Below are 13233 nucleotides of genomic sequence, written 5' to 3' on the forward strand. Positions count from 1 at the left end.
CACCCGGGATCAACGGGATCGACTTTGGAGTAAATGACCTTGCAACAGCCCGACAACCCGATCGGCACGAGGTTGTCACCCATGTCTTAGGTACGAGCTTTACCTATGTCTCCGGTCTGGACAGGGGAACGTTGGTAGCGGGAGACCGCTACATGGCTAAACCCACTATTGTGGAGGCGCTGTTCTCTTACAGGAGGGCAGCTTAACTCCCGACGTCGCGCCTTGCTAGCCCGCCAGGAGACGCCGTTCTTACGCTGTCCACGCACGCCCGTGCGTCGACATAAAATTTACGATTCGGACGGAGCCGCTGATTAAGAGACAACCTCAGGTCTAGTACAATCAATGACCTGCCTATCGCAAGCTGGGGCTTAGCCGCCGGAAAATGGGCATTCGTCGCACGATCATGGTCCTTCGTTGCGCCGCTTGGCATCGGAGTGGCTAGCACGCCCGTGTAGCATTGGGCTGATCGGATCGGCCACTTGCTCAAGTCCCAAGAATGTGATGCCGATCAAGGCAGGCGCGCAGGGTACGTTTTGTTCACGGTCATTTCACCCAATTCGTTGCGATTTCGTTGCGACTCTCTCACGGAGAACGATGCTCGCAGCCACCCGGTTGTGGCCGGTTGTGGGGAGGCAGTCGCAGGGTTCACGCAACTACCGGTGCCGATTTTCGATTATTCCGGGGTTGCCGAATGGTCTTCGAAACAGGAATTATGGGCTGGTAGCGTGGCACAACAACCGATATCGACGCTCGCAATCTGTCGATGTTTGAACGCGATTGGATCGGGTGAAGGAATCGAACCTCGTATTCAGCTTGGAAGTCGGGAAATCTTGCAGTGTTTTCAAATGCCATTCTGACATTTTTGTCGCTTTTGGCCCATTGAGATCGTTACAGAATTTCTCTCTGTCAGAATGGCGGTTGCCAGCCCATGCTCGTCCTTTCCGAGGCATTTGCCGGTGGGAAAGCACCCTCCCCCGAGCCTGTTTAGCTATTCCTTCAGTCCGCGATGCTGTTTGCGTATGAACGGTCGAAGGAATGCCCGCGATCGTACAGCGACGCGCCTGATGTCGCGATGGTCGCCCTCGCCTATCAAGACCAAAGTGCCGAACTGCGTCTCGAGCTGACGTCGGCGACGTGCCGCGAGCACCGTTATGATGATGTCCGACATCTCGGGAATCTGAGACATCAATTCCAGGAGCTGCAAGCGCGGCTAGGGCACGTGTAGCGCGAGCTGCGCGCATGGGCATCGACCATACGCCGCCGTTCAACAAGGAGATTTCCCCCATGAACTGGGTTCGACCGAGCGAGTCGTTCTCCGTTCAACGGATTTTCTGCATTTAGCTCAAATCACGGCCAATCGTTTCCAAGGCAACTCCCCTTTTGTTGTGGCTTTCGTTTGATCAGGCGTGCTGGAGCGTCGGCCTCCCGACCGGCGGTCCAACGACGCGTTTCCAAGTTCTAACGCGCGTTCGTATTGTCCGATGTGAGGCGGCAACATGCCATCATCTAGCTTCCGCCGCTGCAGACGACGCGCCGCCAAAAGGAGCAATGAACGCGTGGCCAGCAGAGTCGAGAACGTGAATTCCGGACTTCTTCGTCGCGGCGAGCTCGCCACCATCGCGGACATTCAATCATGTGCCGCAAAGGCGAGAAAGCAGTCGTGGTTCATGCCGGTACTAGCAGGCATCTCCGAGATGTCGACGATCCTCACTCCCAATTCATGCGTCAGGTTTTGGGTTTCGGGATCGTTTCCGCGCAGCGCCGAGCCGAGGACGACCTCCCGCGATCTGGCTGGACGCCGCGAGAGCTCGACCATTGGGCGAAACAAGAACTGTCATCGCCGGCGAGAGGCGTCCAACAATCGAAGCCTGCGATTTGAAGACATCCACGTCGATATCTGGTGCTGCGAGGCCGACATTCAGCGAAGCGATGACATCGTCGCGACGCTGCAGACGGAGCTGACGCAACGCCCCCATCACCAGCCAGGCTCCCATACTGTGTCCTGCCAACGCGACTCGGCCGGCCGGCCGACCTTTGCTCAACGCTACGAGGAGTGTAAGTCCGTCCGTAGGCAATTGGCGATGAGCCGCCTCATCAGCAAGGAAACGTCGCCTGAGCGATAGCGCACTGCAACGAGGCGGTCGACAATGGCAAGTGCCGGCGTCAGCGGAACAAAGTATCGACATACGCCGCGCCGATGCCAACCTTCTCGTAATGTGCCCGCGCCAGCGCGATATAGTCATGCACGTCGAAATGACCGACCGACTGGCCCTGTTCGTCCAGCCAGATCAGTGGCCCCTTAACGTTGAAGTGCACTAGCATCGGATCGGGATGGTGGAGTGCCACCAACGTGTGGCTCTCGCCGGGGGTTTCGTAAACGAAGTCGCCGGCCGTGGCGACCCAGTCATGCTCCAGATAACTCCACTTGCCGGACAAGGTAAACGCGAACACCTCGTGCGGGTGGTAGTGGCGGTTGACCAGTCCGGGTCCGTCGGCGCGCAGCACGTCGGTCCATCTATTCTGGGAGGGCGAAATCCACAGCGGCCGCGACGGGACGGTCTCGGTGGTCGGAATATAGTAACGCCGGTCTCCCGTGGCCGCGTTGGCGATATGCACCTCCGGTTTAGCGTCGGGTTTGAATACGTTAGAGAGCGGGCGGATGTTGCGCCAGAACTCCTCTGACAACTTCTCCATCAGGTCTCCTCCTCTCTGTCATAGCATTATAGGAAAAAGGCGCCGCCGGTGTTATCGTCAGCTGCACCACTTGGTTGCCTAGACCGGACATTGCTCAGCTTATCAGTGACGTGCGCCATCGCGCGGAGAGACGAGCCCATGTGCAGCAAAGCTACCGTGCCTCAGCGCGAGGCCTCAACCGACCAGGTGCAGCACCTCTAGAGTGCGAACTAAGATTCCACGCCGGTTGTCGCATCGCCCCGTTGAAGGCAGGCGAGCTTAGACACTAGCAACCAAGCGCTCCCAGAAGATCAGATCCGGACTTGCCGCGCGCGCTGCCACGATCTCCTTCGCGCCGTCGATCATCTGATGGCTGCGTCAAATGTGACGCACCAAGCAACTCGACCAGGCAAAGATCCAAAGCCAACTCTCGCACCCCAGCTTGACTTGGGCAGGCCGAACGCAACACGGCGGGAAGGACGACGAACCTACAATTCATCTTCGCGGTCGCGCACTTGCATGCCCAATCGCTCGTTCATTCCCAACTGTTCGGCACCGGAAGAATAATCTCGGCGGCATCTCACGGGTTCAATATCTCCGCAGTCGATGCTCTTGCTTCGGGCGAGAATTGGAGTGCCGCAATCATCAAAATAGATTTGAGGCGATCATTGCGAAGTTGCGTCAATTCATCGACTGATCGGCCGCCCATTTGCTTTTGGGTGCTATCAATTAATTCACGCTTGAGCTCGGACGTCATAGCGGGACGCTTAGCATCGTCCCAAAGGTCTTCAAATACAGGCCCGAGATGGTCAATGAAGTGAGCTAGACCGCCTGAGCCACCGCCTAAGTGGAACGTTGCAAAGGGCCCCAGGAGAGCCCATCGCGGACCCAATGCGCAAGTGACAGCCGCGTCAACATCCTGCACGGTCGCCTGGCCTGTCGCGACAGCGTCCACCGCCTCGCGCCATACCGCTGCCTGCAAGCGATTTGCGAGATGACCTTTTCGCTCGACGTTCAACCTAATCGGATGCTTGCCGATTGCCTTGTAAAATCGAATGGCCTCCTCAAGCACCGAAGGAGCGGTATCGCGGCCGCCGACCACTTCGACCAGCGGGATCAGATGAGGAGGATTAAAGGGATGCCCAACGAGAACCCGCTCGGCGAAGCTTAATCCCGCCTGGAGGTCGGACGGCAGCAACGCCGACGAAGAAGAGGCAACGATCGCATGTGATGCAAGCTTTTTGGAAAGCCTTGCGTACAACTCTCGTTTAACAGCGAGATCCTCGGGCACGCTTTCCTGAACAAAATCGGCGCCCTTCACAGCATCTTCAGGCGTGTCGCACCATTGGATTGGACTTGAGGCATCAGGTTGAATGACGGAATGTTGCGGATCCCACGCTTTGACCGTCTGGCATTGCGTCGAGAACGCGGCAATCCAGCTCGAACCGATCAACCCGCACCCCAGCACGGCGACAGTTGGCATTTACCCTACCCTAATTGGATCTTCTATGGTGTGGATGCAGCGGCGCGGCTACCTCACGGAGATCAGTGCTCCCGCCGGTTTCCAGGTTGAGCCGTCCCATTTGCCGAGCTGAATCTGCTCAATTGGGAAATGATCGTCAAGAGCGGTTTTTAAAACGATACCAGGCGCGAGCAGGGGTAGGGCCAAGTCCCTTATGTCTGACGCCTGCTTCATGATGTTCCCCCTGCTGAGGTTATCTCCGCAACGTGCGAGTACGTCGACTAGAGTTTGAGCGACCGAATAGCCGTAAACGGGAGCGAAATCGTTGTCCTGCACTCCCGGCATATGCTTTCGCATGAAATCGAAGTACTCGGCGAGCGAAGGGTCATCCCTCCATTTGGGATCGTTCCAATCCTTGAAAAAGGTTGCGGTATACAGGGAGAGATCGCTCCTGCCCTTCACTGTTTCCGTTGTTATGGGAACCAAAGCGGCGCCTCCGGCTACATAAACAGTGGGTGACCAATTCATCTCGACGAGCTTGCGAACGAACTGCGCGGCAAATTTTGGAATGGCTGCGAGTATCACCACATCGGGGGTGGCCGCCCTCACATTCACAAATTGGGATTCAATCGTGGGGGCGCTCGTCTCATAGCTGAATTCCGAGATCAGTTTTGCCGAAGTCTGCTTGTCCAGTACGTCCTTGACCCCAAGCAGATAGTCTTTACCGAAGTCATCGTTTTGATAGAGCACCGCAATGCGTGCAGATGGGTTCTTGTCGATCGCGTCCCGCGCGAAGGCCCGCGCTTCAGACCGAAAGCTTGGTTGCCACCCCATACTCCAGGGATATTCCTTCACGTCTCCCCAATAGTGCGCTCCTGTCGCAACGAATAACTGGGGTATCTTCTGCCTGTTGAGATATTTGGCCTGAGCAGCGTTCGTTGGTCCTCCAAAACTGTTGAACATGAACACTATTTCATCGTCTTCGACCAATTTTCGCAGCTGCTCGACCGACTTGGGCGGCGAATAGGCGTCGTCTCTGGACAGGAGCTCGATCTTCCTCCCATTGATTCCTCCTTTCTCGTTCAGCATCTTAAAGTACGCGTCTTGCACTTTGCCTATGAGTCCGTATTGAGACGCTGGGCCGCTATAAGATGTCGTTTGCCCCACTTTGATTTGGTTTGCTGATACTCCGGGCTCAGCCGCGAAAACAGCAGCCGAGGCCAACTGCGCAGACAGAACTGCGATTGCGATACCAAATCGAGACATAATCCATGTTCTCCTAGTGGCTCTTTCCACCGCGCAGTGCCTGATAAACGAGTTGACGAAGGAGCCGCCGACAGTGATGGCGTTGATCGGGAGCCTGCATCATGAAGACGCAGACCATCTCTTCGGCTGGATCCACCCATGCATATGTTCCTGATATCCCGGCCCATGAGAAGTCGCCGACGGATCCTGGAAGCGAGTTTAGACCGCGATGAATTCTAATCAGAAAGCCCAGACCGAATCCTTGACCCAGCTCCGGGAGAGGAGCCAACGCGCCGAGACTTGGCATGTACGCTCCAAAGTTCACCTGCTCCGGTAGATGGTTTGCAACCATCCAGCTCGCCGTGGCACGACTCAGGAGAACGCCTCGATCATGAACAAGGTCATCCAGAAGCGTTTGAAGGAACTCGTAATAATTGTGAGCACTTGACAGCAGGCCGCCTCCGCCGGAGTACCAAGATGGTGATACGTTGCTCTCCCAGAATGCGGGCATCCACGGCATTCGACCGGATGCCTTGGCTCGAAAGGGCTGGGCAAGGCGTGATTGCGACGTGCTGGAAAGTAAGAAACCGGTATCGTCTAATCCCAGAGGAGCGAACACAAGATCATGTAAGGCCTCCTGAAGGTCGCGGGCTAAAAGGCGTTCAATGATCAGCCCGAGCACGTCCGTCGACATGCCATACTCGAAAGTGCTTCCAGGAACGTAGAGGAGATCTATCCGCGCAAGTTTCTCAACTAGATCGCCCGAGGTCTGCTGCGGGTCCAACACGTTGAGGTGGCGATAGCTTTCGTGGACAGGGCTAGTCCCGAAATCGCCGTATGTGAAGCCTGAAGTGTGCCGAAGCAGGTCGTGAACCTTGATCGGCGGGGTGGCGGCGCTCGAACCACAGCAGAGGCCGTCGAATTCCGGCAGGTAACGCGCGACAGGTTCGTCGAGCGAGAGCATGCCGCGTTCGACAAGGATCATTGCCGCGACCGAAGTGATCGGCTTTGTGAGCGAAGCCAGCCGAAACAGGGAATCCAGCCGCATCGGGACTTCCCTGGCCGGATCGCAATATCCGAATGGTTCGAAGATGACCGGCTTCCCAAAACGCGCCAATAGCACGACTGCGCCGGGAATTATCCCGCCCTCAACTTGCTCCTTGATCACTTCACCCAGTCGGGCAAGCCGTGTTGGACAAAAGCCGACCTCTTCCGGCATGACGCACTTCATACGGGGTCAACTCTCGCCTTTGCCCTGTTGGATCGCCCGGCCACGAGGCCCAGCGGTTTGGCGTCTCTTTGACAGGTTTTCGCGAGTTGGGTTTGCGATATGGCTCACTCTGCTTTGTTCCTGGCGCTACCATACACCCCCAGTTGCGTGTTTTCTCCGCCGTTGGCATATTGGGGGCGCATGATCAAGTCGTGGCCGTCAATGTCGAAACAACCCAGCTCGACCGAAATACTTGTCGCTCGCACCTCCGATGTGGAACTAGCTGAGCAGGTCGAATATTGGTCTTCTGCTTTCGGCTCAATCTGGGGAAGAGTGCAGCTCGCTCCGGAGGAGCACCAATCATTCTCCGGCGATTTGCATTCTGTCCAAGTCGCCTCGTTGAGAGCTAATCGAATTTCTTTTGGAGGCCTGCGGTTCAGACGGATCGAAGCCAACTCGGAGCAGGCGTTCTACTCGCTCGCATTTCCGCAACGAGGTCAGGCAAGTATTCGGATGGGCAACGACGGAGTCGCGCTCCGGCCAGGTTCAATGTTCTTGCTTGACAATTCGCGGCCTGCAGAATTTTTTGCATGCAACTCATATGAAACGCTAAATATTCAAATTCCGATTTGCAGAATGAAGCAGCGGATAGGCAAACGGTTTAACAGCAGCTTTCTCCGCGTAGACGCTAGCCAAATACTACCAGAACTGTTGCAGGACATTCTGATAAAAGTAAGCGCCTTGACGAGTCCACTCGAACCGCGTTCGGCAACACTTTTGGAACAGCAGATTTGCGACATTGCTGCGTTTTGTTTTGCGCCGGCAAATGCTTCCGAATCGGAGGAAGGTGTACTTCTCCTCGCGCAGCGCGAGCGCAGCGACAAGCACATAACCCGGCTCCACGCACGCCCCGACCTGTCTCCATCCATGATAGCCAGAGCATGTGGGATTTCAGAAAGCTACCTACATAAAATCTATCGCGGGAGTGGCCAGACAGTCATGGAGCGCGTCAAAGAGCTTAGACTGGAAACGGCTCACACCCTTCTGTGCCAAAAGGGGCGCACCTGCACAGTATCTGAGGTCGCATACGAGGTCGGTTTCAAATCGTTGGCGGAGTTTTCACGAGCATACAAGAAGCGTTTTGGAACCTCCCCGCGGCGTACGCGGCTCTGAGTTTTCCGACATGTTTGCTCTCCGAGTTTGAGCCTGACTAGTGACATTGTTGGCTAAGCTCGCAACGGAGTCGATGCCAGAACGTCAATTGTCGATCCGCAAATTAGGATGGCAGCCTCTTTGGACAGATCCATCGAGCGCTTCTCTCCCTGGCAGATCAATGCATTCTGATCTCTCCGGCGGATGACAAGTAGAGTCTCTGCCGAACAACTTGAGAGTGGGCAACAAACAGCCACCCTCCGCTCATGCTATCAACTGGACTCCAGGAAAACGAAACGGTTGCCGCTGATGCAGAGCAACCGACGTTGGGGGGAGCCTGTATGTCGGAAAGGGCGAGCGCTACTGATTCCATCGACATCGTCGGTCTCGACGCGGTTAGGTTGTACCGCTCCTGCCTGGCTTCTTTAACTGATATCATCCGGTGGGACATTGATGCCACCGTCGTCCCCCGCGCTGACGTTCCCATCGCCCAGTATCGCCAGATCTCCGTGTTGTGAGCGCTCGGTTTTCCCAATCTCGAGCAACACCTGTCCATGGAGTTGGCCTCGATTTTCCGCATCGCCTCCATGGCGAAGCTGGTCGTTTCGGTGGCTACTCCGAATCTGGTTGCAACGAGGAAATGTCGAACGCTGCGCCAGGAGCGATTTGCAGGCTGATCCTTATCCTCTTCGTCGCCTTGATGCCCGGGCGTGAACCGCCGGGCTGCTCAGCTGGAGAATGGAGCACCACTAGGTGGGCACGACATGCCTGCTGTGTGAGCTGGCCAAGGTTGCGTCAACAAAACGGCCGCGGGTTTAATGGGGTCGAGACGATGCAGCAAAGCATCCGGAACAGAGAACAACAATATCAGAGAGAACAAAATGGAACGACGAAAGAATGATGCACGGCGCCTGGCGCGCGGTACGGTATCAGCCGCCGCGATAAGTCTAGCGATGATGACCGGTGCGGTGGCCACGGCCGAGGCGCAGCAGGCGAACAACGGTTTGCCTCCCCTGATCACTCCCCCTGTCTCTCCGTTCGCCGATACCTGGGTCTTCACGACGCGTGCCGACTGGAGCGCCAAGACGAATGCGTGGGCGACGCCGAGTTTTATTGCGAATTCACAATTGGGCGCGATGAACACGCAAAGCGCCTACGCCCGCGGCTTTTCCGGCAACGGAATCGCGCTTGGACAAATCGATACCGGCGCGAGTTTCATGGACCCGGGGCTGCTGCCAGGCGTGATTTTCACGGACACCGGGCTGCAGAAAAGAGCCATATCGTTGTCTGGCTTCTCTCCCTGGGGAGCTCCAGTGCAGGGTGACGTACCCTATGGCGGCCCTCCGGGTTTTAGCGGGATTTCTGGTCATGGCTCCCTCATTGCGCGGGAGATCGCGGGCAGTCGTGGTCAGGGGGCCAGCGGTGGCATCGACGGTGTTGCTTTTGATTCCATGCTCGTCGTCGCCAACCACGGTCTCGGCACTGTTGTCGGATTCCCGGATACTGCAAGTCTAACCAACTACATCACCCAGATGGCTGGACTTCAGGCGCGCGCGATCAACAACAGCTGGACCTCGCCTGATCTCGTGGATCCAGTCAAATTTGTGAATGGAACCCTTGTCATTGACTTCGCCCAGCAGGATGCAATCAAGCATCAACTCAAGGCTACAGATGCGTTTAATCCGAACAGCTACAACACGCTCGACCCCACCTTGAAGCCTTATGTGGACACTGTGAACGCGCTGGGAACGGCCGCGGCGAAAGATATGGTTGTCGTTTTCGCGGCCGGCAACGTTTTAGCCGGCTACCGCCCCGGACTATATCCTCACGTGCTAGCCGCCGCGCCATATTACAGATCGGACTTGGAATCTCACTGGATCGCGGCTGTCGCCCTCGATGACAGCGCGGCCGACGCGAGATTGTCCGCCATTACTACGAGTTGTGGCCTGGCGAAGTACTGGTGTGTGTCAGCTCCTGGTAATTTCACATCGAATGCCGCGGCGGACACGACAGGCGCGGCTGCACTGCTAGCCCAGCGCTATCCGTATCTCAATGGCGCCGATCTTCGCACGGTGCTGTTGACGACCGCCACACGTCTCGACCCCAAGACAATGGACCCCAACTATGTCCCTCTTACTGGGGCGGACACCTATGGTGTCAATGATATATTCGGCTGGGGCCGGATCAATCTCGACAAGGCAATGGACGGGCCGGCGGTGATCGGATTCATGGACACTGTGACGAACCAGCTCATTGGCGGTGTTTTCATGGCAGATCTTCCGGCGGGCACGCTCGACGTTTGGCGCAACAGCATCACGGGTGTGGGCACGCTGGACAAGGCAGGCGCTGGCACTCTGGTGCTCGGCGCAACAGACGGGGATGGCCATCCCAGCGCGTATGCGCAAGCCGGCGGTGCGCGCATCGACGGTGGCACGTTGGAGGTCAACGGCACGCTGACAGGTCCGGTCGTGGTCGGCACGGAAGGCCGGCTGACTGGTACAGGCTCGGTCGGCACCACCACCGTGGCGGGCATCGTGGCGCCGGGACAAGAGCGGTATGCCGGCATGTCGGCGCTCTACACCACGGCGCCGGAAATCTTTACGACGGAGCGCCGCGCAGGCACTCTGACGGTGAATGGGGACATGGCCTTTCGGCCGGGCGGTGTCTATCAGGTCCTTTTGGGCGCAAATAGCGCGCACAGTCAGTTGAATGTGACCGGCAACGCAGCGCTTGACAACGGAGCGCTTCAGGTCGTGTTGGAACGGGGGGGACAGTGGACCCACTTTACGCAGCCCGTAACCGTGTTGTCCGCCGGCGGAGGTATCAGCGGAAGATTCACGGATCCGACCGTCAACTCGCTATTTCTGAAAGTTGCGCTGGATTATTCCAACTCCGCTCCAGGGGCAGCAAGCTCCCTGACGTTATCGATCCAGCGCAACGACGTCAGTTTCGCCTCGGTTGCGGGGTCGCGCAACGGGGCCGCGGTCGCCACGGTGCTCGATGCAGCGCCAGATGGCACGGGACCGCGCGACTTTGTGATGCTGGCGAGCCGCGAGGTCGCCGCGAAGGCTTTCGACCAGTTCTCCGGCGAGGCGGCGACCGGCATACAGCAAGCGACGTTCAACGCCGCGGGCCAATTCATGGGCGTGCTGCTCGATCCGTTTCTCGGCAACCGCGCGGGCAATGTCGGATTGGGCCAAGCAGTGGGATTTGCGCCGGAGGACAATATCAGTCCGACCAACGCCTATGCGTCAGCGGACATGCCGCGCTCGAAGTTGGGGCGTAATGCTTTTGCGCCAGCACCTACTAAGACTCCGCCGCAGATCGATCCGATCGCCAGCCCCTGGAGCTCCTGGGTGGCAGGCTTTGGCGGGACGCAAACCACCAATGGGAACGCCCCGGTCGGGTCGAACGCGGCGACCAGCAACATCTATGGCCTGGCCGCCGGCGCAGACTATCGTCTGTCGGCCGACACGCTGCTCGGCTTTGCGCTTGGCGGCGGCGCGACATCCTTCAGCATGGCCAACGGAGTTGGCAGCGGGCGCTCCGACCTGTTCCAAGCCGGCGCGTTCGTCAGACATAATTTCCGGGCGGCGTATTTCGCCGGCGCACTGGCTTATGGCTGGCAGGACATCGCGACCGACCGCACCGTGCCAGTTGCCGGCGGAGATCACCTTCGCGCCCGGTTCAATGCCAACGTACTGTCCGGGCGCATCGAGGGGGGCTATCGGTTCGCGACGCCGTGCGTCGGACTGACGCCTTATGCGGCTGCCCAGACGACCACGGCCTATCTGCCCGCCTATGCGGAGCAGGCGATCGGCGGGACCGGCATGGCGGCATTGAGCTATGCCGCGAAGGACGCGGCCACATCACGAACCGAGCTTGGTCTGCGCACCGACCGAACGTTCGCCATGCACGACGCGATTCTGACGTTGCGTGGCCGCGCGGCTTGGGCACACGATTTCGATACCGATCGCGCGATCGCCGCAACGTTTCAGACGCTCCCCGGCGCTTCGTTCGTGGTCAATGGCGCGGCGCCATCCCACGATGCGGCGCTGACCACAGCGTCTGCCGAGTTGACATTGCGGAACGGCATCTCGCTCGCCGGCACCTTCGAAGGCGAGTTCTCATCCGTCACGCGGAGCTACGCCGGCAAAGGCATCGTGCGTTATCAATGGTGATGGTACGAAAACCGGAGATGGCGTGGCCATCGCATGACCGCACCATCTCCGGCCATATCCTGATCGCGATCGTCGCTTCTGATTTGAGGTTGTTCCATTAGGGCGCGAGGGCCTTATCATACGAGTCTGAGAACGCCGATGGTCGCCGCCGCGGAGCCAGCTTTAGTCGGGCTTTGATCGTGTGGAAACAAGGGGGTGGCAGCAGATGTCCAAGCCTAGATCCCCTGCCCCGTGCGGCTTCGGCGACACCGTCTGGCGCCGCTGATGGAAGGGCAATTCGGCTGGCCCAAGATCGACCTCGGCGAGACCAACAAGGCCCTGATGATCTCGGCCGAACGACCCGCATGACTGAGAAAGACGTCTAGATCGAAATCGCCGGTGGCGCCCCGACGTCCTCAGCGAGAAGAAGGTCGAGCGCAGCGACGAAGGCAAGCACTTCACCGAGCGCATCTAGCATTACAGTTGCTTTGTTTGCAGACTTCTGAATCCATGGGCAACCATGATTCGAATGTCGTGGGCGCGGGCCGCGTCGGTTGAGGAGACGCTTGCGTTGTGGGCGGCGTCGCTTCGAGAGATCAAGCAGCGGATACGTCCGTTGTTCACGCAAGAGCGTGTTGCGACGAATGCAGGCCTGTTCCTGGAAGGTCTGCTCGGAGATGAGCAGCGCAAGACCGGTTGGATGCGCGCGGAGGCGGCTGGCGATCCCGGCCCATGGCGGCAGCAGGCGATCCTGGGTCGCGGGGATTGGGACGCTGATGCCCTGCGCGATATCGTGCGCGACTATGTCATCGAGCATTTGGCGGATGACGATGCGGTGCTGGTGATCGACGAGACCGGCTTTCTCAAGCAGGGTAAGGCCTCGTGCGGAGTGGCGCGGCAATACACTGGTTCGGCAGGGAAGATTACGAACTGCCAGATCGGCGTCTTCGCTACCTACGTTTCGCGTCATGGTCATGCGTTCATCGATCGCGCGTTGTATCTTCCGAAGGAATGGACCGACGATCCAGATCGTCTGGAAGCCGCCTATGTGCCTGCCGATGTCGGCTTTGCGACCAAACCAAAGCTTGCGACGAGAATGATCGCACGTGCGATAGCCGCGTCTGTACCATTCAAGTGGGTTGCCGGTGATACGGTCTACGGTGTTGGCGACATCGAACAGCAACTACGGCGGGCAGGCAAAGGCTACGTGCTTGGGGTCAGCAGCGCTCATGTGTTTCGATCCTGGGGCAAGCGACCGCCGGTCGCCGGTACGGCCGCGGACCTCGCCCGGACGCGGCGCCCGTCCGACTGGAAGCGCCTGTCGGCGGGAG

The 13233-nt window shown here is 58.3% G+C and carries 9 protein-coding genes; 5 read left to right on the top strand and 4 right to left on the bottom strand.

Annotation, left to right across the window (positions count from 1 at the left end; translation table 11 throughout):
* The coding region (locus IVA82_RS41975) for a hypothetical protein (RefSeq protein ID WP_247386968.1) at nucleotides 1-206 on the top strand (206 nt) is incomplete at its 5' end.
* A 1350-nt stretch (nucleotides 207-1556) separates the two neighbouring features.
* Nucleotides 1557-2123, top strand: a complete 567-nt coding sequence (locus IVA82_RS41980; protein ID WP_247386969.1) for a hypothetical protein — start codon at nucleotides 1557-1559, stop codon at nucleotides 2121-2123.
* 40 nt (nucleotides 2124-2163) lie between these two features.
* On the opposite strand, the gene IVA82_RS41985 is transcribed toward IVA82_RS41980, so the two are convergent.
* The 4 genes from IVA82_RS41985 to IVA82_RS42000 form a co-directional block, all read right to left on the bottom strand.
* Entirely contained in the window at nucleotides 2164-2694 is a 531-nt protein-coding gene (locus tag IVA82_RS41985) for a 2,4'-dihydroxyacetophenone dioxygenase family protein (protein ID WP_247386970.1), read from the bottom strand.
* Between the two features lie 559 nt (nucleotides 2695-3253).
* The gene (locus IVA82_RS41990) at nucleotides 3254-4156 is read right to left on the bottom strand and encodes a 3-hydroxyacyl-CoA dehydrogenase NAD-binding domain-containing protein (RefSeq protein ID WP_247386971.1); all 903 of its coding nucleotides are present in this window, start codon (nucleotides 4154-4156) and stop codon (nucleotides 3254-3256) included.
* Nucleotides 4157-4204: 48 nt separating this feature from the next.
* A complete protein-coding gene (locus IVA82_RS41995; RefSeq protein WP_247386972.1) occupies nucleotides 4205-5401 on the bottom strand; it encodes an ABC transporter substrate-binding protein in 1197 nt (398 codons plus the stop codon).
* 13 nt (nucleotides 5402-5414) lie between these two features.
* On the bottom strand, nucleotides 5415-6599 hold the full coding sequence (locus tag IVA82_RS42000; protein ID WP_247386973.1) for a serine hydrolase domain-containing protein: 1185 nt from the start codon (nucleotides 6597-6599) through the stop codon (nucleotides 5415-5417).
* A gap of 213 nt (nucleotides 6600-6812) precedes the next feature.
* On the opposite strand from IVA82_RS42000, the gene IVA82_RS42005 reads away from it, so the two are divergent.
* From IVA82_RS42005 to IVA82_RS42015, 3 genes are all read left to right on the top strand, one after another.
* A complete protein-coding gene (locus IVA82_RS42005; protein ID WP_247386974.1) occupies nucleotides 6813-7763 on the top strand; it encodes a helix-turn-helix domain-containing protein in 951 nt (316 codons plus the stop codon).
* Between the two features lie 860 nt (nucleotides 7764-8623).
* On the top strand, nucleotides 8624-11923 hold the full coding sequence (locus IVA82_RS42010) for an autotransporter domain-containing protein (protein WP_247386975.1): 3300 nt from the start codon (nucleotides 8624-8626) through the stop codon (nucleotides 11921-11923).
* 499 nt (nucleotides 11924-12422) lie between these two features.
* On the top strand, nucleotides 12423-13233 hold an 811-nt coding region (locus IVA82_RS42015; RefSeq protein WP_247493253.1), incomplete at its 3' end, for an IS701 family transposase.

It is taken from the genome of Bradyrhizobium sp. 142 (genome assembly GCF_023074015.1).
Taxonomy (GTDB): domain Bacteria; phylum Pseudomonadota; class Alphaproteobacteria; order Rhizobiales; family Xanthobacteraceae; genus Bradyrhizobium.

Excerpts from the sequence above, each read along its gene's own strand:
- IVA82_RS41995 (WP_247386972.1), bottom strand. The coding sequence starts at position 5,401 with ATGTCTCGATTTGGTATCGCAATCGCAGTTCTGTCTGCGCAGTTGGCC.
- IVA82_RS42010 (WP_247386975.1), top strand. The coding sequence starts at position 8,624 with ATGGAACGACGAAAGAATGATGCACGGCGCCTGGCGCGCGGTACGGTA.
- IVA82_RS42000 (WP_247386973.1), bottom strand. The coding sequence starts at position 6,599 with ATGCCGGAAGAGGTCGGCTTTTGTCCAACACGGCTTGCCCGACTGGGT.
- IVA82_RS41985 (WP_247386970.1), bottom strand. The coding sequence starts at position 2,694 with ATGGAGAAGTTGTCAGAGGAGTTCTGGCGCAACATCCGCCCGCTCTCT.
- IVA82_RS41990 (WP_247386971.1), bottom strand. The coding sequence starts at position 4,156 with ATGCCAACTGTCGCCGTGCTGGGGTGCGGGTTGATCGGTTCGAGCTGG.
- IVA82_RS42005 (WP_247386974.1), top strand. The coding sequence starts at position 6,813 with ATGTCGAAACAACCCAGCTCGACCGAAATACTTGTCGCTCGCACCTCC.